The following is a 21,016-nucleotide window of genomic DNA, read 5'->3' as shown; positions in this document are numbered from 1 at the left end:
CGCAAAGCCTCCCTCAATCACCGGCCGACGACGCAGAATCGGACCTTTCCTGTAATCGGGCTCCGCCATGTCAGAAGCTTTCAAGATCGACCGACTCGACCTGCGCATCCTGGCCCAGTTGCAGAAGAACGGGCGCATGACCAACGTCGACCTGGCGGACGCGGTCGGACTGTCGCCCAGCCCCTGCCTCATCCGCGTCAAGCGGCTGGAGCAGGCCGGCTACATCGCCGGCTACGGCGCGCACCTGCGGCTCGAGAAGCTCGGCGACACGCTGACGGTTTTCACCGAGGTCACGCTGCAGGACCATCACCGCGAAGACTTCGTGCGCTTCGAGGCCGCAATCCGCGAGGTTGACGAGGTGCTCGAATGCCACCTGGTCAGCGGCGGCTACGACTACCTGCTGCGCTTTCTCACCCGCGGCGTGAACCACTACCAGGAAGTGATCGAGGGCCTGCTCGAACGCAACATCGGCATCTCGAAGTACTTCAGCTACATCGTCATCAAGTCGCCGTTCATCAAGACGCACTGCCCGATCGAGCGGCTTTTTCCTCACGAGCACTGAACGCTGCCGGGCCAGACATCTGGCTGGAGGAACCGGAACGCACGGCGACAAGTGGCGGCCGCGACTTCATCTGATGTTCATCTGCGGTTCGGCTTGGCGACGTTAAAGTTCGCCATGTTCCGCCTCCGCCTGTCCCTCGCATTCGCCGTTCTCGTCGCACTGGTCTGCGTTCAAGCCGGCTTCGTCTACTGGGGATCGAACCGGGTCAACGACTACGCGCAGCACAGCCGGCTGGCCAGCGACATCCTTTCGGAACTGCTGGAGCTGTCGGCCAGCAAGCAAAGGCTGCGCGTGTGGGCCTCCCAGCAACTGATGGACGCGAATGCCTCTCCGGAGGTGCGCGACAGCCAGTTGGCGCGCATGCAGGCCAGCACCGAAACCCTGCGTCAGCTCGCCCGGCGCGACCTGGCGCTCTGGGGCGAGATTTCGGCGCGCGAAGGCACGCCGATCCCGCCCGAGATCGATCAGCTCGCGGCGGTCAGCGACCTGCTCGATGACAACATCGCCGCGGTCAGGGCCCGGCTGGTGAAGCTCGCGCCGCTGGAGCGGGGCGCCGAGTTCGCCAGCGTCTGGCAGGAACTCAATGAAGTGTTCGACAAGGCGCGCGGCCGCGATCTGCGCGAACTGATCAACGGCGCCATCGAGCGGCAGCGCAACGTGGTGCCCGTGGCCCGCGCCGCGACCGAACGCGGGCTGGACCAGTTGCGCCAGCAGTCCATCGGCCTGGCAGTCATCACGCTCGCGGCAGCCATCGTGCTCGCGCTCTACCTCAAGCGCCGGCTGCAGCGTCCGCTGGACCGCCTGCTCGCTGGCACGCAGGCGCTGCGTGCCGGATCGCTCGACCACCGCATCGCCCTCGGCTCGCACGACGAGTTCGATCATGTCGCCGAGCACTTCAATTCGATGGCGGCCGAACTGCAGCGCCACCGGCAGGACGCCGACGCCGCGCGCCGCCGCCTCGAAGAGGCCGTGCTGGAACGCACCAGCGAACTGAGCGCCGCGCACGAGACGCTGCAGCAGGTCGACCAGCGGCGCCGCCAACTGCTGGCCGACCTGAGCCATGAGCTTCGTACGCCCGCCACGGCGATTCGCGGCGAAGCCGAGATCGCCTTGCGCGGCGCGGAAAAGCCGCCGATGGAATACCGGGAGACGCTGACGCGCATCGTGGGCGGCGTGAAGCAACTGACCGGCGTGATCGACGACCTGTTGCTGGTCGCCCGAGCCGAGGCCGATCAGTTGGCGATGCGGTTCGGCGAAGTCGATCTGCCGGAGCTTCTTGGCGATGTCACCGACATGGCCAGCGCGCTGGGGGCGCGCCATGAGGTTCGCGTGCTGCTCGAAGCCATCGATGTCGGCACGCCCCCGGTCGTGCTGCAAGCCGATGCCGACCGCTTGCGGCAGGCCCTCGTGATCGTGCTCGACAACGCGGTGCGCTACTCGCGCCAGGACGGCACCGTGCGGGTGAGCTGGCAACTCGTTCGCGAAGACGAAGAGGAACGCAGCCGCGTGCGCGTGCGCGTGGTCGACGAGGGCATCGGCATCGATGCGGATGAGTTGCCGAAGGTGTTCGACCGGTTCGTGCGCGGCCGCCGGGCGCGCGTGCATCGCGCCGACGGAACCGGCATCGGCCTGTCCATTGCGCAGGCCATCGTGCATGCACACCACGGCAGCATCCGGCTCGAGAGCATTCCGCTGCAGGGCACGACCGTATGGGTCGAGCTGCCGTGCCATTTCTCCTTCCAGACACAACAAACATGAACATCCTGGTGGTCGAAGACGACGCGCGCGTCGCCGACTTTTTACAGAGAGGCCTCGGCGCCGAGGGCTACCGCGTGCAGCTGGCCCGCACCGGACCCGAAGGCCTGGCTCTGGCGCGCGGCAGCGACCTTTCACTGCTGCTGCTCGACCTGATGCTTCCCGGCCTGAGCGGCCTGGAGCTATGCCAGACCTTGCGCGCCGAAGGCCACCATGTGCCCGTGCTGATGCTCACGGCGCTCAGCAATACGCAGGACAAGGTGAGCGGATTGCGCCTGGGTGCGGACGACTATCTCACCAAGCCCTTTGCCTTCGAGGAGCTGCTCGCGCGCATCGAGGCGCTGCTGCGCCGCGGCCGCGAAATGCGGCCCCGCGCCACCACGCTGCAGGTGGCGGACCTTGTGCTCGACCGCGAGCGCATGTCGGTGACGCGGGCCGGCAAGCCCGTGGCGCTGACCGCCAAGGAGCTCGCGTTCCTCGAACTGCTGATGACCGCGCCCGGCCGGGTCTACAGCCGCGAACGCATCCTCTCCAACGTCTGGGGCACCAACGAAGATCCGCTGACCAACATCGTCGATGTCTATGTGCGGCGCCTGCGCGGCAAGATCGACGATGGCCATCCCGTGGCGTTGTTGCAGACGGTCCGCGGCCTGGGCTATCGGCTGGACCCCACCCCGGGCTGAACGAGGGTAGTTGGCGGCACAGGTGCACGCCTGCTCCCGCGCCACCCCCCGCGCACTGGAAAAGTGTTTCCCGCGTCCAAGCTTGGCGCCGTACCGGATAGGCGATGCAATCCCCCGCATCGAACTACAACGGAGACAAGCATGCACCGCACCCCAGCCACTCGCCTGCGATCGGCCATGGCGGCCGCCCTGCTCGGCCTGATCGCCGTCACCTCTGCCCACGCGCAGGACCGATACCCCACCAAGGCCATCCGGCTGGTGGTGCCGTTCCCCGCCGGCACCGCGCCCGATGTGATGGCGCGCTACTGGGGCGACCGGGTGAGCAAGCAGCTGCAGCAGCCGGTGATCGTGGAAAACCGGGCCGGCGCATCGACCATCGTCGGCACGCAGGCCGCCGTCGCTTCGCCCGCGGACGGCTACACACTGCTCTACACCGCGAGCGGCACGGTCACGATCAATCCCTTCGCCTACAGGAAGCTGCCCTACCAGCCGCAGGACCTGGTGCCGGTCACGCGGATGCTGTCCATTCCACTCGTGGTCTCGGTGCCGACGGAGTCGCCCCACAAGACACTGGCCGACCTCATCAAGGCGGCCAAGGCGAAGCCCGGCCAGGTGAGCTACGCGTCCTACGGCATGGGCACCGTGCCCCACATGTCGATGGCCTATTTCGCCAACAGCGCGGGGCTGGCGCTCAACCACATTCCCTATCGCGACGGCGGCCTCACCGACCTGATCGGTGGCCGGGTGGACGTGGCGTTCTCGCCCATCGCGGACGTGCTGCCCTACATCAAGGCAGGCAAGGTCCGGCCCCTGGCCGTGTCCAGTGTCCGCAGGCTCGACTCGCTGGCCCAGGTGCCGACCGTGGCGGAGAGTTTTCCAGGCTTCGAAGGCGATTCGTGGCACGGCGTCTTCGCGCTCAAGGGAACGCCGCAATCGGTCATCGACCAGCTGGGTGCGGTGTCGCGCCGCATCGCGGAGTCCGGCGAGTACCGCCAGTACCTGAGCGAATTCGGGCTGGTGCCGGTGGGCGGCTCGCCGGCGGATTTCTCGCAGCTCATCGAGGCCGAGTCGAAGCGCTGGGCCAAGGTGGTCAAGGACAACAGCATCTCGCTGGAGTAGACGCGCCGGGCGGGTTCGCGGCGGCTGTGTCCGCGCATTCACGCGTTCACAATAGCGCCGCTATGACCGCCACGACGCCCGCCCCTGCTCCCGTTCCCATTCCCACACCCCGCCCCATCCGCACCGCTGCCACGCTGGTCGTCCTGCGCGACGGCAGCGAAGGCCTCGAAGCCCTGATGCTGCGCCGGGCCGAGAAGGCCAATGACCAGAACAGCGGTGCGAGCGTCTTCCCAGGCGGCGTGGTCGATGCACACGACCGCCACCTGCATGCGCTGTGCGCAGGCCTCGACGACGCCGCAGCCAGCGCCCGTCTCGCGGTGCCCGAAGGCGGGCTCGACTTCTACGCGGCCGCCATCCGCGAGTGCTTCGAAGAGGCCGGCCTTCTCTTCGCGAACGATGCCGAGAACCTTCCGGTTCAACTGCTCGAACTGCCCTCCGGCGAACTCGCCACGATGCGCGATGCCGCCGAGCAAGGCACCGATGCGCTGCTCGCGATGTGCAGGCAGCGCGGCTGGTGCCTCGCCGGCGACCGCGTCGTCTATTTCGGCCACTGGCTCACGCCGCCCGGCATGCCGCGCCGCTTCGACACGCGCTTCTTCGTCGCGCTGATGCCGGCCGGACAAGAGGTGCAGCCGGACGGCCGCGAGACCGTCGAACACATGTGGCTGCGCCCGGCCGATGCGCTGGACCCGGCGCGCGGCTTGAAGCTGATGAACGTGACGCGGCGCGTGCTGCAGCAGCTCGATGCCTTCCAGCGCGCCGATGAATTCATGGCGCATGCGCGGCAGTTGCGCGAGATTCCGCTGAACATGCCGAGGCTCGCGGACGGCTCCGAAGGCCGCCGCGCCGTGAACATCGAGGAGCCCGCGTATGACGAGATCGGCCGCCTCGATCCAGAGGGCCGAGGCGATGCGCGCTATGCGCTCGAAGCGGGCCTCGTCACGCGGCTGTCCGACAGGGTGATCCGCGTGGTGGGAAACGCCGGCAACAACAGCTATCTCGTCGGCGGATCAGACGGCTGGGCATTGATCGGCCCCGCGCCGCTGGACGACGCCCTTCGCGCCGTCGCGCCCGGCCCCGTGCGCTGGACTGCCACGGCGCAACCCGATTGGCCCGGCGGCACGCTGGACCTCGGCGGCGCCACGCTTCAGATGTTGAAGAGCAGTGACGGCGCGCCAAGCTTTCTTCTGGTCGAAGAGCGCATGCTTTTCACGGGCCGCGACGTGGTGACGACCGGGAAGAACGACGCCATCGAATGGATCGCCCCGTCACAAGGCTTCATCCACCGCCCGTCCTGAGCGTCGCGTGCGGATGCAGCGGATGCGCCAGCGTGTCCGCGATGAGCCGCAGCGCCTGGTCGCACTGCTCCCGCGACATCGGCCCGCCGAGGCAGATGCGCACCGCGTCCGGCGGATCGCCGTCGGTCGAGAACGCCGCGCTCGCCACCACGCCCACGTTCTGCGTACGCAGGTACGACGCGAACTCCACCGGGCTCCACCCCGGCGTGAGCGGCAGCCACGCATGAAACCCTTCGGGATGCGCCTGCAGCCCGCTGTCGCCGAGATAGCGTGTCGCGAGCAGTTGCCGCGCGACCGATTCGGCGCGCACCGCCTGCAGCATCGCCTCGGTCGTGCCGTCTTCCACCCACAGCGTCGTGAGTGCATTGGTGATCGGCGAGGCCATGACGGTGGTGGCGCGCATCGCGCCCGCGAGGCGCTGCGACTGCACGACCGTCGGTGAGCACACATACGCGCTGCGCAGCCCCGCGCCGAAGCACTTGGAGAACCCGCTCACGTAGTAGGTGAGCGCGGGTGCGAGCGTGGCGATGGTGGCGGGCGTCTGGCGCGGCAGCATGCCGTAGGCGTCGTCCTCGATGATCGGAATGGCGTAGCGCAACGCCACGTCGGCCAGCGCTTCGCGCCGCGCGCGCGACACGGTGCCGGCGGTCGGGTTCAGGAGCGTCGGGTTGCAGTACAGCGCCTTGGGCTTGAGCGTCTTGCAGGCGTGCTCGAAGGCATCGGCGATGGGGCCGTCGTCGTCGAGCTGCAGCGCATGCAACTGCACGCCCAGTTGCGCCGCGATGGCCTTCACGCCCGGGTAGGTGAGCGACTCCACGCAGATCAGTTCGCCAGGCCGCGCGAGCTGCGAGAACAGTGCCGTGAGCACGCCATGGATGCCGGGGCACACGAGGATGCGGTCCACGCTCGCGTGCGGCACGAACGGGCGCAGCCACTGCATCGCCACCTCGCGGTCGTGCGCGGTGCCACCGAAGTCCTGGTAGCGCAGCAGGTCGTGGAAGTCGATCTCGGCGAAGGCGCGGCTCGCGCTCTCGTGCAGCCGCGCCATCAGGTGTTCGTCGTCGGGCTCGGGCGGCATGTTCATCGTCATCTCGGCGCCGCTGCCGCCGCGCAGGCGCAGGCTCGGGCTGCCCGAGCGGATGAAGGTGCCGGTGCCCGCGCGCGAATCGATGAGGCCGCGCTTGCGCGCCTCGGCGTAGCCGCGCGCCACCGTCGTGTAGTTCAGGTCGAGGTCGGCCGCGAGCTCGCGCAGCGTGGGCAGGCGATCGCGCACGCCCAGCCGCCCGGTCTTGATGTCGTCGGCGATCAGTTCGGCCAGCAGCAGGTAGGCAGGCCGGTCGCTGTTGCGCAGCTGCTTCTTCCAATGGGCGGTGATCGTGGTCATCGTGCGGAGTTGATTGCATTTATTGATTGCATCTGGCCACCAATCAACACGCATGAATCGCGCCCGCTCCAGAGGGGTCCGATGCTTCGATCAGGTGCGATCAACCCCCTTGATCGGGTGCATTGATCGCATGGCGAATGCGTCGTCGCGGTGCAAAAACCGTTCGCCCGGCGCTCTGCGTACCCACCGTGGCGACCGTCTGAAAATTTTTTATCCGCGCGCGCCCCGCACCACTGCGCATTGATCGCGCATTGATCGCACGCACCCGCCCGCGCGCTGGCACATCGCCTGCGAAGGAAAAGGCACGCAAGACCTGCGTGTCCAACCACCCAACCGGAGCCCCCCCATGCCCAAAGTCACCCGCCCCCGCAACGAGAAAGGCGAGTTCCTCGTCGACTACGAAGAGAAGGTGTTCGAAGACGTCAAGGCCGACCCTGGCGAGAAGGCGCTGGTCACCTTCCACACCGTCGCCTTCGAAGGCTCCATCGGTTTCGTGAACCTGCTGCAAGCAACGCGCCTGCGCCGCAAGGGCTACGAGACCTCGGTGCTGCTCTACGGCCCCGGCGTCACGCTGGGCGTGCAGCGCGGCTTTCCGACGCTGGGCGACGAGGCCTTTCCGGGCCACCAGAACTTCAACAAGCAGATCAGCAAGTTCATGGAAGAAGGCGGCAAGGTGTACGCCTGCCGCTTCGCGCTGCAGGCGCTCTACGGCCACGGCGAAGGCGCGCTGATCGAGGGCATCACGCCGATCAATCCGCTCGACGTGCTCGACCTCGTGCTGCTGCACAAGAAGGCCGGCGCCGTCATCCTCGACACCTGGACGCTGTAAGGCAGGACCCGAGCGATGGCTTCCACACCCCGCATCGTGCGTGCCGCGGCGATCCAGATCGCGCCCGACTTCGAGCGCCCCGACGGCACGCTCGACCGGGTGTGCAGCGCCATCGACGAGGCCGCGGCGAAAGGTGCGCAACTCGCGGTCTTTCCCGAGACCTTCGTGCCCTACTACCCCTACTTCAGCTTCGTGCTGCCGCCGGTGCTGCAGGGCGCACCGCACCTGCAACTGGTGGAGCGCGCGGTGGTCGTGCCCGGCCCGGTCACGCAGGCCGTGGCCGAGCGGGCCCGCGCGCGCAACATGGTCGTGGTGCTCGGCGTGAACGAGCGCGACCACGGCAGCCTCTACAACACGCAACTGGTGTTCGATGCCGACGGCACGCTCGCGCTCAAGCGCCGCAAGATCACGCCGACCTATCACGAGCGCATGGTCTGGGGCATGGGCGACGGCGCGGGCCTGAAGGTGGTGGACACCGCCATCGGCCGCGTCGGCGCACTCGCCTGCTGGGAGCACTACAACCCGCTCGCGCGCTATGCGCTGATGGCGCAGCACGAGGAGATCCACTGCGCGCAGTTTCCCGGCTCGCTGGTCGGGCCGATCTTCGCGGAGCAGATGGAAGTGACCATCCGCCACCACGCGCTCGAATCGGGCTGCTTCGTGGTCAACGCCACCGGCTGGCTCACCGACGCGCAGATCCGCTCGGTCACGCCCGATGCACAACTGCAGAAGGCGCTGCGCGGCGGCTGCCACACCGCCATCGTCTCGCCCGAGGGCAAGCACCTCGCGCCGCCGCTCACCGAGGGCGAAGGCATGGTGATCGCCGACCTGGACATGGCGCTCATCGCCAAGCGCAAGCGAATGATGGATTCGGTCGGCCACTACGCGCGGCCCGAGCTGCTGTCGCTCGCCATCAACGACCGGCCGGCGCAGACCACGGTGCCGATGCATCTCACGCAACCCCAACCCCTTGCCTCACGGAGCCCCGACCATGACCACCACGACGACGCAGCAACAGCAAGACAGCCGGCAGTTGATGACCGAGCTCCAGTCCTTCGGGTTGCGGCTGGTTGACCCTTCGGCCGGCGTCGCAAGCCGCCGCGGCGGCGCGGGCCCTTCGGACCACAAGGCCGTGACGGTGGACGGCCACACGATCATGGTGCCGGTCCACACCTCCACCGCCTGGCACTCGCCCTTCACGGCGGAAGCGCCCGATGCAGAGGGCATGAGCCGCGTGATGCGCGGCAGCATCCCGATCGCGAGCATCAGCTTTCCGAAGCAGCCGCGCTTCTACGCGATGCAGACCTTCGACGGCGTGCCCTATTCGCACATCGCCACGCTGCACGGCAGCGACGTGCTCGCCACCACGGTGCTGCAGACCTGCATCCGCTACGAGAGCCGCAAGAAGAGCTGCAAGTTCTGTGCGATCGGCCAGTCGCTCGCGGCCGGCCGCACCATCGCCCGCAAGACGCCAGAGCAGCTCGCCGAGGTGGCGCGGGCGGCCGTGCTGCTCGATGGCGTCAAGCACATGGTGATGACCACCGGCACGCCCAATGCCACCGACCGCGGCGCGGCCGTCCTCTGCGAGAGTGCGTTCGCGATCAAGGCCGCGGTCGACATCCCGATCCAGGGCCAGTGCGAGCCGCCCGACGACGACCAATGGTTCCACCGCATGAAGGCCGCGGGCATCGACACGCTCGGCATGCACCTCGAAGTGGTGACGCCCGAGGTGCGCGACCGGATCATGCCGGGCAAGGCGAGCGTGCCGGTCTCGCGCTACATGAGCGCGTTCGAGGCGGCGATCAGCGTGTTCGGGCGCGGCCAGGTCAGCACCTACATCCTGGCCGGCCTCGGCGACACGCGCGAAGCGATCCTCGACATCTGCGACCAGTTGCTCGCACGCGGCGTGTATCCCTTCGTCGTGCCGTTTGTTCCGATCAGCGGTACGCCGCTCGAAGACCATCCCGCGCCCTCGCCCGAGTTCATGAAGTCGCTGCTCGCGCCGCTGGGCGAACGCGTGGTGGCCGCGGGCCTGCGCTCGGCCGACATCAAGGCCGGCTGCGGCAAATGCGGCGCGTGTTCGTCGCTCTCCATCTACGAAAAAGAAAGCGGAAGCTGACCATGCTGTGCATCGACGACATGAGCGAACTCGACCTGCACTACGCGCCCGTCGAATACCTCGTGCGCGAGGCCGCGCAGCAGTGGGAGCGCGACGAGGCGATGGCGCTGCGCCGCGCGGTGTTCTGCATCGAGCAGGGCATCTTCGCGCGCGACGACCGCGATGCGACGGACGACCGCTCGCAACTGCTGGTCGCGATGTCGTGCAACGGCGGCATGCCCGAGCAGGTGGTGGGCACGGTGCGCATCCATCGCGGTGAGGCAGAGGGCGAATGGTGGGGTTCTCGCCTTGCGGTGCACCCTGCGTTTCGCAGCCAGGGGCATCTTGGCGTGACGCTGATCCGGCTGGCCGTCTCGCGCGCCAACGCGCTGGGCTGCGCTGCCTTCTTCGCGCAGGTGCAGATGCAGAACGTGCCGCTGTTCCGCAAACTCGGCTGGCAGCTGCTCGAAGAAACCGCTGTGCACGGTCGCCCGCATGCGCGCATGCAGGCCGACCTCGGCTGGTATCCGCCCTGCCACGACCCGGTGAGCGGCTTCGTCACGCGCGCGAAGGTGCTGGCATGACGACCAGCGTCCACGACATCGCAGAAGCCCTGCGCGCCACGCGCGGCTTCGCCCACAAGCGCGACATCAGCGACGTGGTCTCGGCCCTCGGCCGGTCGCTGCCCGGCGGCCATGCCGCACTCGCCCAGGCCGTGCCGATCGGCGACGACTGCGCCGCGATTCCCGATGGCCACGGCGGCTACCTTCTGTTCGCCATCGAAGGACTGGTCGAAGACTTCATCGTGCGCATGCCGTGGTTCGCGGGCTACTGCGGCGTGATGGTCAACGTGAGCGACATCTACGCGATGGGTGGGCGCCCGACTGCGGTTGTCGATGCGCTCTGGAGCACCGGCATGAACCCGGCCGACGATGTGCTGCGCGGTCTCGCAGAGGCGGCCGTGCGCTATGGCGTGCCCATCGTCGGCGGACACAGCAACAACCGCAGCGAGCGTCCGCAGCTCGCGGTCGCGATCCTCGGCCATGCACGCAAGCTGCTCACCAGCTTCGATGCGAAGCCCGGCGAACTGCTGGTGATGGCCGCCGACCTGCGCGGTGCGTACGAGGAGCCCTTTCCGTACTGGAACGCATCGACCACCGCACCGGCCGCGCGGCTGCGTGCCGACCTCGAACTGCTGCCCGCACTGGCCGAGGACGGCCTCTGTTGCGCGGGAAAGGACATCAGCATGGCCGGCGCCGTCGGCACGGCCATGATGCTGCTGGAGTGCTCCGGTGTCGGCGCGCGCATCGACATCGATGCATTGCCGCGACCGGATGGCGCGCCGCTGATGCGCTGGCTCTCGGCTTTCCCGAGCTATGGCTTCATGCTCAGCGTGAAGCCCGCGCAGGTGGCGGAGGTGCTGAGCCGTTTCGCCGCCCGCGACATCGCCTGCGCGGTGGTCGGCGAGGTCGATGCAACGCGGCAGGTGCGCCTGCGCGCGAACGGCGAGGAGGCGCTGCTGTGGGACTTCGGCGGCGACGCCTTCATCCAGCCGCCGCAGCGACAGCAGCAGGAGGCCCTCGCATGCCCGTGATGCACTTCCACGTGCGCTGGCCCGACGCCAGCGAAACGCGCTGCTACTCGCCCTCGTCCGTGGTGCAGGAGTTCTTTGCGCCCGGCGAACGCTACGCCCTCGAAGAATTCCTGCAGCGCACCCGCCAGGCATTGGGCATGGCCTCCGAACGCGTGCGCGCCAGGTACGGCTTCGCGTGTTCGCAGGCCATGGACCAGCTCGCCGAGATCGAACGCATCGCCGCCCGCTTCACCGGCATCGCCGATGCCGAGGTCACCGTCGTCGCCGTCGACTGACGCTGTCGAACGAAGCCATCCACATCCAGAGAGAAAGAAAGAAGACCCCATGTCCTATCCCTACGGCGGACGCAGCCACTACAGCGTCGTCATCGTCGGCGGCGGCCAGGCCGGCCTGTCGCTGAGCCACTGCCTGCAGCAGCGCGGCATCGACCACCTGGTGATCGAGAAACGGAGCCTCGTGCACAGCTGGCGCACCCAGCGCTGGGATTCGTTCTGCCTCGTCACGCCCAACTGGCAGTGCCAACTGCCGGGCTGGGGCTACCTCGGCAGCGATCCGCACGGCTTCATGGTCAAGGACCAGATCAACGACTGGCTCGCCGGCTTCGTCGCGCATGTGAAGGCGCCGGCCATCGAAGGCGTCACCGTCGAACGCGTGTCCCGCGTGCAGGGCACGGGCGAACGCGACCGCTTCATGGTGCAGACCGACACCGGCCTCTACACCGCCGACCAGGTGGTCGTCGCCTCGGGCGGCTACCACCGCCCGATCGTGCCGCGCCTGGCCGAGAAGCTGCCGGCCACCGTCGCGCAGTACCACTCGGCGCAGTACCGCAACCCGGCGCAACTGCCCGAGGGCGCGGTGCTCGTGGTGGGCTGCGGCCAGTCGGGCGCGCAGATCGCCGAAGACCTCCACCTGGCCGGCCGCAAGGTCCACCTGGCCACCGGCAATGCGCCGCGCTGCGCGCGCTTCTACCGCGGCCGCGAAGTGGTCGACTGGCTCGCCGACATGAAGTACTACGACATGCCCGTCACCGAGCACCCGCTGCGCGAAGGCGTGCGCGACAACACCAACCACTACGTGACCGGCCGCGACGGCGGGCGCGACATCGACCTGCGCCGCTTCGCGCGCGAAGGCATGGAGCTTTATGGCCTCCTGAGCGGTTTCGACGGCGGCGGCTTCGAGTTGCAGCCCAACCTGCGCGAGAACCTCGACAGCGCCGACGCCACCTACAACCGCATCAACGCATCGATCGACAAGTTCATCGCCGCGCAGGGCCTCGAGGCGCCGCCGCCCTCGGTCTACACGCCCGTGTGGGAGCCGGCGGAAGAACGCACCCGGCTCGACCTTGCGGCGGCGGGCATCACCAGCGTGGTCTGGTGCATCGGCTTCTCGCCCGACTTCGCCTGGGTGGACGCGCCGGTCTTCAACGGCCGAGGCGCACCGGTGCACCAGCGCGGCGTGACCAACGAGCCGGGCCTGTATTTCCTCGGCCTGCCGTGGCTGCATACGTGGGGGTCGGGCCGCTTTTCGGGCGTCGCGCGCGATGCGGAGTTTCTCGCCGACGCGATCGAAGAAAGAAAGAAGGGGTTGCGCAGCAGCGCGATGGAAGCGCCATCGGCTCCCGCATTGCGAGCAGCCTAGAAGCGTCGCCAGGAGCAGTCGTTGATCGGCCGATCAACCAGCAGCGTGCCCGAGTGCGAAGGGCATCGGGTGCTCCCCGCAGCGAAATCAAGGAGGAGGGGCGAAGCCCCGGGGGACATTCGCGGAGGGGAGTACCCGGTGGCCTTCGCACCCGCCCCGAACGAATCAACTCAAGCCTGCTGCGCCTCAGTCAAAGCCTGCGCAGCCACTACAGCCTCCGTTCGGTTGCGCACATTCAGCGCCCGGAAGATCGCAGCCAGATGGATCTTCACCGTGCCTTCGCTGATGCCCAGGCTCCGCCCGATCAGCTTGTTCGGCTTGCCCTGCGAGAGCAGTTGCAGCACCTCGACCTGCCGCTCGGTCAGCACGCTGCGCAGGTGCTCCAGCGTCTGGCCCGCGCCACCGCCGCCGCGCGTCAGCACCTCGCCACCGCCGCCCTGCGGCGCCACGCCTGCCACGATGCCCGGTGGCAGCGCCGTCAGCATCATCGGCGGCACGTACACGCCGCCCGCCAGCACCAGGCGCACGGCCGAGAGCATGACTTCGGGTGAGTAGGCCTTGGGAATGAATCCGAGCACACCGCGTTCGAGCGCGCTGCGCATGATGGCCGGGTCTTCGTAGCCCGACAGCACGATCACCGGAACGGCCGGATGGCGGCGGCGGATTTCGTCGATGTGCGCCTGGCCGTCCGCGCCGGGCATGTTGAGGTCGATCACGGCCAGGTCGAGGTCGTCGTTCGCGCCTGCAAGCAATTCGTCGACGCTCATCGCAAGGACGAATTCGATGCCGGGCTCCAGTTCCGACAACTTGGCTTTGACCGCCTCGATGACGAGCCGGTGGTCGTCGGCGATCAGGATTTTCATGGCTTGGTTCCGTTGTTCCAGCTGCGTGGAAGTCAGCGATTGCTGAAGATAACGGCGATTGCCCCGCGCAGCAAGGCCGCCCGGCCCCACCAACGGCATAGACCCCAAGCGGTATGGCGCCCGCCGGGACCCCTTTGGAGAATGAACTCCCACTCGAAGGAACCGGGGACATGGGCATGTGCCATCGATGCAGACGCCGGTACAAGGCATCCTTCGCAATGCAAGTTTGAGCGGGCACCTCCATGCCCCGGCTGCTCGACTGTTTCACCGCCTCACTCTCGTTCGGCCTCGCGCTGGACGCCTCCATTGCGGCCGGCCGGCCCGCACTCTCGCATGACGCAGCGCAGCAACAGGCACGCCGCCTGCTCGATGCGGCGCGTGCCCAGGCTCTCGCATCCGGCACACCGGCGGCACAGGTCGAATCCGCGGTGTTCGCGATGGTGGCGTGGATCGACGAAATCCTCGCGCGCCACCCCGGCGCGGAGGCCGGCGCCGCGCCGCTGCAGGTGCAGCTCTTCAACTCCAACAACGCGCACAGCGAGTTCTTCCATCACCTCTCGGCACTGACCGCGCAGGACGACGAGGTGCGCGAGGTCTACTGGCACGCGCTCGCGCACGGCTTCAAGGGCCAGTACTACTTCGAGGAGGGCGACCAGGGCGAGCTGGGCAAGCTCAAGGACCTGCACGGGCGCCAGCTGCGGCTGCGGCCGTTGGCGCTCGGCAGCCTCGCGCAGGACCGCATCACGCCCCAGCCCTATGGCGTGGCCGATCCGCGCGGCCCCAACGACACCCACCGGCGCGACCGCGCACTGCTGCGCGCGAGCGCCGCACTGGCCCTGCTGCTGCCCCTCGTGTACCTGCTGTGGCTGATGGCCTCCGGCCCCGCGACGACGCAGACCGCATTGACCCAGCGGATCGACGCGCACCTGCAGGGCTATGCCTGCGCCGACCTTTCGGCCTCGGTCGGCAAGGACGGCCATACGCAGGTGAGCGGCTTCGTCTCGCTGCCCGAAGATTTGCCGCGCGTGGCGCGCGAAGTGAGCGCCATGCCCGGTGTGACCTCGCCGCGCGTCGAGGTGGGCCTGCGCGTATGGCCGCACTGCGAGGTGTTCGCCATCCTGAAGCCCTACCAGGCGCGCAACAAGGAAAAGAGCCACGGGCTCAAAGTGGAAGTGCCCACGGCCCACAACCAGCAGCTGCGCGAAGGCGACAACGTGCGCGTGCAGGTGGTGGCGCCGCGGCACGACAGCTACATCTGGGTCGACTACTACACCGCCGACGGCTCGGTCATGCACCTCAATGCGGGGCAGGCGCCCACGACGCTGCACACCGGCGCTACGCTGGAGCTGGGCCGCGACATCCCCTCGAGCTGGCTCGTGAGCCCGCCGTTCGGCAGTGTCCTGATCACGGTGCTCTCGGCGCCGATGCCATTCACCGAGACCTCGGACCGTCCGCCGTTCGAGCTGGCCTCGGCCTACCTGCTGCGGCTGCGCGAAGCGCTCGCGGCCAGCAAGAACAGCGAGCGCCTCATCGCCGATTTCGTGTTCCTCGAAACGGTCTCGCGATGACCGCGCTGCTCTCCTCGCCCACGCACTTCTTCTGGATGCTGCTCGCGCTGTGCCTGCTGGGCTTCGGGCTGCTGTGCGCGATGGTGCACGACGCCGGCCGCGGTGCGCGGCGGCGTGCCTTGCTGCGCCGCATCGAGGCGCTCGATGCGCCCCCGGACGAGGCGGCCATCGAGGCGCTGCGGGAATCGATGGCAGAGGCGCGCCAGGCGCTGCGGCAGCAGGCGCCGCGGCCCGCGCGGTCGTCGCGCGACCCGGCTGCGCCTGTGCCGTGGCTCCTGTTCATCGGCGATGCGGCGGCCGACCTGCCGGGGCTGCTGGCCACCGCGCAGGGCAAGCACCTCGCGCGGCACCACAGCGCCCCCGAGAGCGACCCCGACAGCGATCCCGACGATGGGGCCTGCTGGCGCTGGTGGCTGACCGGTGCGCTGACCGCCATCGAGGTGCAACCCGCGGCGGTCGGCGAAGCCGCCGGCGCGCCGCGCACGCGCGCCCTGTGGTTGCAGGCGCTGCTGGCGCTGGCCGAGCGGCGCGACCGCCTGCCGCTCAACGGCGTGGTCGCGTGCCTCTCCGCGAGCGAGCTGCTGCAAGCCGATGCCGATAGCCTGCGCCCCCTCGCCGCGAAGATGCGCCGGCTGATCGACGAGGCGGGCGACACCCTGCGCCTGCAGTTGCCCATGTACCTCGTCATCACCGGCCTGGAGCATCTGACGGGCTACGCCGCCCTGCGCGGCGCGCTGCCGCCCGAGGTGCTGGCGCAGGCGCTGGGCCATCGCCTGCCGGACCCGTTTGCCGCGCCCAGCGCAACCGCCGGCGATCGGCTCGATGCGCTGTTCGACCCCATCGCCGCGCAACTGCAGAGCCTTCGCATGGCGTTGATGCGCGAGCAGCACGGGGCCGCGGCGCGGCTCTCGATCCATGGGTTCGTGGAAGCGGTGCAGGGGTTGCAGCCCGCATTGCGCGAGGTGGCGGAGGTCTTGTTCGAGAGCCACGGCAAGGGCTCTCGTGCGCCGCGCTGGCGCGGCCTCTACTTCACTGCCGCCGCATCGGACGCAACCGGCGGGGCCTTCGTGACCGATCTGTTCGAACGGTTCCTGCCAGCCGATCAGCCCCTGGTGCGGCCAGGGCGCCCGTCGTCGAACACAACGACGGGTGCGCCATGAAGCAAGGGGCGCCGACCTTACTTGGCGTCGATACGGATCTGCCGTGCGCCGAAGTTGACCGTGAGCGTCTGCGGCTTGCCCGTGGTCACCGGCACCACCTCGCGCCAGCGCGCGCGGTCGAGGTCGCGGAACGCCGCCATCACCGCGATGGACTTGGCGTCGGCGGGCAGCGTGAGGTCGAGCTTCTTGGTTTCGCCGGGGCGCAGCAGCATTTCTTCGCGCTGCACGAGCTCGGCGCCGAGCGTGGCCTGGTCTTTCTCGAACAGCGAGAAGAAGTCCGCGCCCTCGAAGGGACCGGGCGACTTGAGCGCATACACGCGCACCGTGAGCGGCGATGCGCGGCCGCGCGCATCGGGGTTGGCATCGGCGCCGGCCACGAGCGTGATGCTCACCGGCGTGACCACCGGCTTGCTCGCGCAGCCGGCGAGGCCGATGCCCACGAGACCCGCGATTGCGAGCCCGAGACCCGCCACACGGCGCCGCGATGCCGCAGCGAAGAAGCCTTCATAGGACGAATGGTGTGTACCCAGCGTGCGCATGCTATTCCCTTCGTTGCATTGACCGGTCCTGACGCATCTTTGATTATCACCAGCGAACTCGAACAGGCAACATGCTGACTCACGAACTTGTCGAAGCACTGCTCACGCCCATTGGCGAGGCATCGCCATGCGGGGACGATCTGGAGTACGACGCGGACTTCACCGCGCTCACCACGTCCGCGCAGGGCAAGCCCGAACAACAGTTCGGCGACACCGTCATCCCCGCGGTGGAGCCGGAGTGGCGCCAGGTGGCCGAGCAGTCCGATGCGCTCCTGCGCCGCAGCAAGGACGTGCGCCCCGCGGTGCTGCTGCTGCGCGCATCGACGCGCCTGCAGGGCATCACCGGCTTCGTCGCCGGGCTCGAGCTGCTCACCGGCCTGCTCGACAAATTCTGGGAAGGCATACATCCAAAGCTCGATGCCGACGACGACAACGACCCGACCATGCGCCTGAACGCGCTGGCACCGCTGGGCGACGAGGCGATGGTGCTGAAGGACCTGTACGACGCGCAGGTGGGCGTGGCGCCGGGCGTCGGCGCGATCCGCGTGCGCGACATCGCGGTGGCCAACAACGCATTGAATGCAATCGGCGGCGACGCCACCTATTCGCCGGCGCAGATCCAGGGCGGCCTCGAAGCGCTGCATGCCGAACGGCCCGAACTGATCCAGGCGGCCATCGGCGTGCCCGGCCTGGTCGAGAAGCTGCAGGCGCTCTTGGTCGAGCGCACCGGCCGTGCCGACGTGATCGACCTGGCGCCGCTGCGCAGCATCGGCCGCATGCTGCAGAAGGCCTGCAGCGCGGCCATCGGCGCACCCGATGAAGCCGTGGCCGACGGCGCTGACGGCGACGGCGCCCAAGCCGGCGGCGCACCACGTGCTGCCGCCGCGCGCGGCGAAATCCAGAGCCGTCAGGACGCACTGCAGATGCTGGACCGCGTGATCCGTTTTCTCGAACAGACCGAGCCCGGCAACCCCGCGCCGCTCCTGATCGACCGCGCCAAGAAGCTCATCGGCGTGAGCTTTCTCGAAATCATGGCCAACCTCGCGCCCGGCGCGCTGGACACGATCGAGACCGTGACCGGCAAGCGTTCGTCCGAATAGCCGCCGCCTCCCCCCTTTTTTCTGTTGATCCAACCGCCCCATTTACCCCCGCAAGGAGCATCGCCATGGCCAAGAGCAGTCAGAAATTCATCGCCCGCAACCGGGCGCCACGCGTGCAGATCGAATACGACGTCGAACTCTACGGCGCCGAGAAGAAGATCCAGCTGCCCTTCGTGATGGGCGTGCTGGCCGACCTGTCGGGCAAGCCCACCGATCCGCTCGCGCCCGTGGCCGATCGCAAGTTCCTGGAGATCGACGTCGACAACTTCGACTCGCGCATGAAGGCCATGAAGCCGCGCGCCGCGTTCGCGGTGGAGAACTCGCTCACCGGCGAAGGCGAACTCAAGGTGGAACTGACCTTCGAGAACATGGAAGACTTTTCGCCCGCGGCCGTGGCCAAGAAGGTCGGCGCGCTCAACAAGCTGCTCGAAGCCCGCACGCAGCTGTCCAACCTGGTGACCTACATGGACGGCAAGAACGGCGCCGAGGAACTGCTGGCCAAGGTGCTGGAAGACCCGGCCCTCCTGCAGTCGCTGGCGGCTACCGCCAAGCCCGAGGACGGCAGCAAGCCGGCCGCCTGATACCCACACACAAACGCCCCAACGCCTGACCTACCGGTACACGAGGAGAAACCACCATGGCCGAAGCACTCGAGCAGAGCGCACTCAAGGACGTTGCCTATGCGGGCAGCGACTTTTCGTCGCTCCTTCAAAAGGAATTCAAGCCGCGCAGCGACGAAGCCAAGAGCGCCGTCGAAGCCGCCGTGCTCACGCTCGCGCAGCAGGCGCTGAGCAACAGCACCGTCATCGGCAAGGATGTGACCAAGTCGATCCAGGCCATGATCGCCGCGATCGACGCGAAGCTGACCGAGCAGGTCAACAAGATCATTCACCACCCCGACTACCAGAAGCTCGAGAGTGCGTGGCGCGGCCTGCACTACATGGTGAACAACACCGAGACCGACGAGCACCTGAAGATCCGGGTGATGGACATCTCGAAGACGGACCTCGCCAAGAGCCTGAAGAAGTTCAAGGGCGCGGCCTGGGACCAGAGCCCGATGTTCAAGAAGATCTACGAACAGGAATACGGTCAGTTCGGCGGCGAGCCCTTCGGCGCGCTGGTGGGCGACTACCACTTCGACCAGAGCCCGCCCGACATCGAACTGCTCGGCGAAATGTCCAAGATCGCGGCCTCGGCGCATGCGCCCTTCATCACCGGCGCGAGCCCCAACCTGATGCAGATGGAGTCGTGGCAGGAGCTCGCGAACCCGCGCGACCTGACCAAGATCTTTCTCACGCCCGAGTACGCCGGCTGGCGCTCGCTGCGGGATTCAGACGACGCCAAGTACCTGGGCCTGTGCATGCCGCGCTTCCTGGCGCGCACGCCCTACGGCGCCAACACCAACCCGGTCGAGGAATTCGACTTCGAGGAAGACACCGCCGGCGCCGACCACAGCAAGTACGCCTGGGCCAATGCGGCCTATGCGATGGCGACCAACATCAACCGCTCGTACAAGCTCTACGGCTGGGGTTCGCGCATCCGCGGCATCGAGTCGGGCGGCGCGGTGGAAAACCTGCCGCTGCACACCTTCCCGAGCGACGACGGCGGCGTGGACCAGAAGTGCCCGACCGAAATCGCCATCAGCGACCGGCGCGAAGCCGAGCTCTCCAAGGCCGGCCTGCTCTCGCTGATTCACCGCAAGAACTCCGACTTCGCGGCCTTCATCGGTGCGCAGTCGCTGCACAAGCCGGCCGAGTACGACGACCCGGATGCCACAGCCAACGCCAACCTCGCGGCGCGCCTGCCCTACCTCTTTGCCTGCAACCGCTTTGCGCACTACCTGAAGTGCATCGTGCGCGACAAGGTCGGCAGCTTCAAGGAGCGCGACGACATGCAGCGCTGGCTCAACAAATGGATCATGAATTACGTGGACGGCGATCCCGTCAACTCGTCCGAGGAGACCAAGGCCCGCAAGCCCCTGGCCGCGGCCGAGGTGGTGGTGGAAGAGGTCGAGGGCAACCCCGGCTACTACACCTCCAAGTTCTTCCTGCGCCCGCACTACCAGCTCGAAGGCCTCACGGTGTCGCTGCGGCTGGTGTCCAAGCTGCCCTCGGCCAAGGGCGGCAAGTAACGAAGGCATATGCCTTCGGAGGGTCTTTGAAAAAACGGCCCTCCGCTCGTTCTCCTGATAGCTCCCGGGCACCAACGCTTAGGCACCGCACGGAAGCCCTTTTTCCCTGACTCACACACAACTGAAAGGTAAGCATCATGGCTGCAGACATGTTTTTGAAGCTCGAAGGCGTCGACGGCGAATCCAAGGACGATTCGCACAAGAAGGAAATCGACGTTCTCGCCTGGAGCTGGGGTGCCAGCCAGTCCGGCACCGGCCACGTGGGCGGCGGCTCGGGCGCCGGCAAGGTGAGCGTGCAGGACGTCTCGATCACCAAGTACGTCGACTCTTCCTCGCACCTGCTGCTCCTGGATTGCTGCAATGGCCAGCACATCAAGAAGGGCACGCTGGTGGTGCGCAAGGCCGGCGCCACGCCGCTCGAATACGTCAAGCTCACGATGGAAGACATCCTGGTGAGCAGCATCCAGACCGGCGGCAGCGGCGGTGAAGACCGCCTGACCGAGACCTTGACGCTGAACTTCTCCAAGTTCAAGTACGAGTACACGCCCCAGAAGGCCGACGGTTCCGGCGACGGCACCAAGGAAACGGGCTGGGACATCGCAGCCAACAAGAAGGTCTGAGGGCCCGTCCCTCCCCGCCCAGCCAGGCAGCCCGGCAGAGCTGCCTGGCTTTGCTTTGTGCGCACCCGGATGCGA

The 21,016-nt window shown here is 67.9% G+C and carries 21 protein-coding genes; 18 read left to right on the top strand and 3 right to left on the bottom strand.

Annotation, left to right across the window (positions count from 1 at the left end):
* The first annotated feature begins 67 nt into the window (after nt 1-67).
* The 5 genes from QFZ83_RS31815 (at nt 68) to QFZ83_RS31795 (ending at nt 5,417) form a co-directional block, all read left to right on the top strand.
* Nucleotides 68-562, top strand: coding sequence for an Lrp/AsnC family transcriptional regulator (locus QFZ83_RS31815; RefSeq protein WP_013539071.1), 495 nt, complete (start codon nt 68-70; stop codon nt 560-562).
* Between the two features lie 114 nt (nt 563-676).
* The gene (locus QFZ83_RS31810) at nt 677-2,320 is read left to right on the top strand and encodes a cell wall metabolism sensor histidine kinase WalK (protein ID WP_307512373.1); all 1,644 of its coding nucleotides are present in this window, start codon (nt 677-679) and stop codon (nt 2,318-2,320) included.
* On the top strand, nt 2,317-3,000 hold the full coding sequence (locus tag QFZ83_RS31805; RefSeq protein ID WP_307512371.1) for a response regulator transcription factor: 684 nt from the start codon (nt 2,317-2,319) through the stop codon (nt 2,998-3,000). The genes QFZ83_RS31810 and QFZ83_RS31805 overlap by 4 nt, the downstream gene beginning before the upstream one ends.
* Before the next feature lie 141 nt (nt 3,001-3,141).
* A complete protein-coding gene (locus tag QFZ83_RS31800; protein WP_307512369.1) occupies nt 3,142-4,119 on the top strand; it encodes a tripartite tricarboxylate transporter substrate binding protein in 978 nt (325 codons plus the stop codon).
* A 62-nt stretch (nt 4,120-4,181) separates the two neighbouring features.
* On the top strand, nt 4,182-5,417 hold the full coding sequence (locus QFZ83_RS31795; protein ID WP_307512367.1) for an NUDIX domain-containing protein: 1,236 nt from the start codon (nt 4,182-4,184) through the stop codon (nt 5,415-5,417).
* On the opposite strand, the gene QFZ83_RS31790 is transcribed toward QFZ83_RS31795, so the two are convergent.
* Nucleotides 5,398-6,801 (bottom strand): PLP-dependent aminotransferase family protein, encoded by a 1,404-nt coding sequence (locus QFZ83_RS31790; RefSeq protein ID WP_307512365.1) that lies wholly within the window; start codon nt 6,799-6,801, stop codon nt 5,398-5,400. The genes QFZ83_RS31795 and QFZ83_RS31790 overlap by 20 nt on opposite strands.
* 346 nt (nt 6,802-7,147) lie before the next feature.
* On the opposite strand from QFZ83_RS31790, the gene QFZ83_RS31785 reads away from it, so the two are divergent.
* Genes QFZ83_RS31785 through QFZ83_RS31755 form a run of 7 tightly spaced genes read left to right on the top strand, consistent with a single transcriptional unit; the run spans nt 7,148 to nt 12,960 of the window.
* Nucleotides 7,148-7,630, top strand: a complete 483-nt coding sequence (locus QFZ83_RS31785; protein ID WP_013539065.1) for an MSMEG_0572/Sll0783 family nitrogen starvation response protein — start codon at nt 7,148-7,150, stop codon at nt 7,628-7,630.
* Nucleotides 7,631-7,645: 15 nt separating this feature from the next.
* On the top strand, nt 7,646-8,704 hold the full coding sequence (locus QFZ83_RS31780; RefSeq protein ID WP_307512364.1) for a Nit6803 family nitrilase: 1,059 nt from the start codon (nt 7,646-7,648) through the stop codon (nt 8,702-8,704).
* Complete coding sequence (locus QFZ83_RS31775; protein ID WP_307512850.1) at nt 8,667-9,749, top strand: MSMEG_0568 family radical SAM protein; 1,083 nt, start codon at nt 8,667-8,669, stop codon at nt 9,747-9,749. Before QFZ83_RS31780 ends, QFZ83_RS31775 begins: the two co-directional genes overlap by 38 nt.
* A gap of 2 nt (nt 9,750-9,751) precedes the next feature.
* Nucleotides 9,752-10,312, top strand: a complete 561-nt coding sequence (locus tag QFZ83_RS31770; RefSeq protein WP_306881832.1) for an MSMEG_0567/Sll0786 family nitrogen starvation N-acetyltransferase — start codon at nt 9,752-9,754, stop codon at nt 10,310-10,312.
* Entirely contained in the window at nt 10,309-11,322 is a 1,014-nt protein-coding gene (locus tag QFZ83_RS31765; protein WP_306881833.1) for a sll0787 family AIR synthase-like protein, read from the top strand. The genes QFZ83_RS31770 and QFZ83_RS31765 overlap by 4 nt, the downstream gene beginning before the upstream one ends.
* Nucleotides 11,313-11,597 carry an MSMEG_0570 family nitrogen starvation response protein gene (locus QFZ83_RS31760; RefSeq protein WP_013539060.1) on the top strand — a complete coding sequence of 95 codons (285 nt, stop codon included), beginning with the start codon at nt 11,313-11,315 and terminating at the stop codon, nt 11,595-11,597. The genes QFZ83_RS31765 and QFZ83_RS31760 overlap by 10 nt, the downstream gene beginning before the upstream one ends.
* A 49-nt stretch (nt 11,598-11,646) precedes the next feature.
* Nucleotides 11,647-12,960: an MSMEG_0569 family flavin-dependent oxidoreductase gene (locus QFZ83_RS31755; protein ID WP_307512363.1), complete on the top strand. Its 1,314-nt coding sequence runs from the start codon at nt 11,647-11,649 to the stop codon at nt 12,958-12,960.
* A 170-nt stretch (nt 12,961-13,130) separates the two neighbouring features.
* Here QFZ83_RS31755 and QFZ83_RS31750 read toward each other — a convergent pair whose 3' ends face one another.
* Complete coding sequence (locus QFZ83_RS31750) at nt 13,131-13,823, bottom strand: response regulator transcription factor (protein ID WP_013539058.1); 693 nt, start codon at nt 13,821-13,823, stop codon at nt 13,131-13,133.
* A 242-nt stretch (nt 13,824-14,065) separates the two neighbouring features.
* Here QFZ83_RS31750 and QFZ83_RS31745 point away from each other — a divergent pair, with 242 nt between their 5' ends.
* Both QFZ83_RS31745 and QFZ83_RS31740 read left to right on the top strand, forming a co-directional pair.
* A complete protein-coding gene (locus QFZ83_RS31745; protein WP_013539057.1) occupies nt 14,066-15,391 on the top strand; it encodes a DotU family type IV/VI secretion system protein in 1,326 nt (441 codons plus the stop codon).
* Nucleotides 15,388-16,551 (top strand): type VI secretion system protein, encoded by a 1,164-nt coding sequence (locus tag QFZ83_RS31740; protein ID WP_306881836.1) that lies wholly within the window; start codon nt 15,388-15,390, stop codon nt 16,549-16,551. Before QFZ83_RS31745 ends, QFZ83_RS31740 begins: the two co-directional genes overlap by 4 nt.
* Nucleotides 16,552-16,568: 17 nt before the next feature.
* On the opposite strand, the gene tssJ is transcribed toward QFZ83_RS31740, so the two are convergent.
* Nucleotides 16,569-17,090: a type VI secretion system lipoprotein TssJ gene (gene tssJ, locus QFZ83_RS31735; protein ID WP_306881837.1), complete on the bottom strand. Its 522-nt coding sequence runs from the start codon at nt 17,088-17,090 to the stop codon at nt 16,569-16,571.
* Between the two features lie 71 nt (nt 17,091-17,161).
* On the opposite strand from tssJ, the gene tssA reads away from it, so the two are divergent.
* The 4 genes from tssA (at nt 17,162) to QFZ83_RS31715 (ending at nt 20,941) form a co-directional block, all read left to right on the top strand.
* Nucleotides 17,162-18,190 carry a type VI secretion system protein TssA gene (tssA, locus tag QFZ83_RS31730; RefSeq protein ID WP_307512360.1) on the top strand — a complete coding sequence of 343 codons (1,029 nt, stop codon included), beginning with the start codon at nt 17,162-17,164 and terminating at the stop codon, nt 18,188-18,190.
* Nucleotides 18,191-18,255: 65 nt separating this feature from the next.
* Nucleotides 18,256-18,771: a type VI secretion system contractile sheath small subunit gene (tssB, locus tag QFZ83_RS31725; RefSeq protein ID WP_013539053.1), complete on the top strand. Its 516-nt coding sequence runs from the start codon at nt 18,256-18,258 to the stop codon at nt 18,769-18,771.
* A gap of 56 nt (nt 18,772-18,827) precedes the next feature.
* Nucleotides 18,828-20,321, top strand: a complete 1,494-nt coding sequence (tssC, locus tag QFZ83_RS31720) for a type VI secretion system contractile sheath large subunit (RefSeq protein ID WP_013539052.1) — start codon at nt 18,828-18,830, stop codon at nt 20,319-20,321.
* Nucleotides 20,322-20,458: 137 nt separating this feature from the next.
* Complete coding sequence (locus QFZ83_RS31715; RefSeq protein WP_013539051.1) at nt 20,459-20,941, top strand: type VI secretion system tube protein Hcp; 483 nt, start codon at nt 20,459-20,461, stop codon at nt 20,939-20,941.
* Nucleotides 20,942-21,016 lie beyond the last annotated feature (75 nt).

Origin of the sequence: Variovorax sp. W1I1 (assembly GCF_030815625.1) — a bacterium.
Lineage (GTDB): Bacteria > Pseudomonadota > Gammaproteobacteria > Burkholderiales > Burkholderiaceae_C > Variovorax > Variovorax paradoxus_C.
Note: the sequence above shows the minus strand (reverse complement) of the source record. Positions and strands in the feature narration are given on the sequence as shown.

Bases quoted from the DNA above. Each gene is read 5' to 3' on its own strand.
- QFZ83_RS31750 (WP_013539058.1), bottom strand. From the start codon at position 13,823: ATGAAAATCCTGATCGCCGACGACCACCGGCTCGTCATCGAGGCGGTC.
- QFZ83_RS31815 (WP_013539071.1), top strand. From the start codon at position 68: ATGTCAGAAGCTTTCAAGATCGACCGACTCGACCTGCGCATCCTGGCC.
- tssA (WP_307512360.1), top strand. From the start codon at position 17,162: ATGCTGACTCACGAACTTGTCGAAGCACTGCTCACGCCCATTGGCGAG.
- QFZ83_RS31760 (WP_013539060.1), top strand. From the start codon at position 11,313: ATGCCCGTGATGCACTTCCACGTGCGCTGGCCCGACGCCAGCGAAACG.
- tssB (WP_013539053.1), top strand. From the start codon at position 18,256: ATGGCCAAGAGCAGTCAGAAATTCATCGCCCGCAACCGGGCGCCACGC.
- QFZ83_RS31775 (WP_307512850.1), top strand. From the start codon at position 8,667: ATGACCGAGCTCCAGTCCTTCGGGTTGCGGCTGGTTGACCCTTCGGCC.
- tssJ (WP_306881837.1), bottom strand. From the start codon at position 17,090: ATGCGCACGCTGGGTACACACCATTCGTCCTATGAAGGCTTCTTCGCT.
- QFZ83_RS31780 (WP_307512364.1), top strand. From the start codon at position 7,646: ATGGCTTCCACACCCCGCATCGTGCGTGCCGCGGCGATCCAGATCGCG.
- QFZ83_RS31790 (WP_307512365.1), bottom strand. From the start codon at position 6,801: ATGACCACGATCACCGCCCATTGGAAGAAGCAGCTGCGCAACAGCGAC.
- QFZ83_RS31755 (WP_307512363.1), top strand. From the start codon at position 11,647: ATGTCCTATCCCTACGGCGGACGCAGCCACTACAGCGTCGTCATCGTC.
- tssC (WP_013539052.1), top strand. From the start codon at position 18,828: ATGGCCGAAGCACTCGAGCAGAGCGCACTCAAGGACGTTGCCTATGCG.
- QFZ83_RS31740 (WP_306881836.1), top strand. From the start codon at position 15,388: ATGACCGCGCTGCTCTCCTCGCCCACGCACTTCTTCTGGATGCTGCTC.
- QFZ83_RS31795 (WP_307512367.1), top strand. From the start codon at position 4,182: ATGACCGCCACGACGCCCGCCCCTGCTCCCGTTCCCATTCCCACACCC.
- QFZ83_RS31765 (WP_306881833.1), top strand. From the start codon at position 10,309: ATGACGACCAGCGTCCACGACATCGCAGAAGCCCTGCGCGCCACGCGC.
- QFZ83_RS31745 (WP_013539057.1), top strand. From the start codon at position 14,066: ATGCCCCGGCTGCTCGACTGTTTCACCGCCTCACTCTCGTTCGGCCTC.
- QFZ83_RS31770 (WP_306881832.1), top strand. From the start codon at position 9,752: ATGCTGTGCATCGACGACATGAGCGAACTCGACCTGCACTACGCGCCC.
- QFZ83_RS31805 (WP_307512371.1), top strand. From the start codon at position 2,317: ATGAACATCCTGGTGGTCGAAGACGACGCGCGCGTCGCCGACTTTTTA.
- QFZ83_RS31715 (WP_013539051.1), top strand. From the start codon at position 20,459: ATGGCTGCAGACATGTTTTTGAAGCTCGAAGGCGTCGACGGCGAATCC.
- QFZ83_RS31810 (WP_307512373.1), top strand. From the start codon at position 677: ATGTTCCGCCTCCGCCTGTCCCTCGCATTCGCCGTTCTCGTCGCACTG.
- QFZ83_RS31785 (WP_013539065.1), top strand. From the start codon at position 7,148: ATGCCCAAAGTCACCCGCCCCCGCAACGAGAAAGGCGAGTTCCTCGTC.
- QFZ83_RS31800 (WP_307512369.1), top strand. From the start codon at position 3,142: ATGCACCGCACCCCAGCCACTCGCCTGCGATCGGCCATGGCGGCCGCC.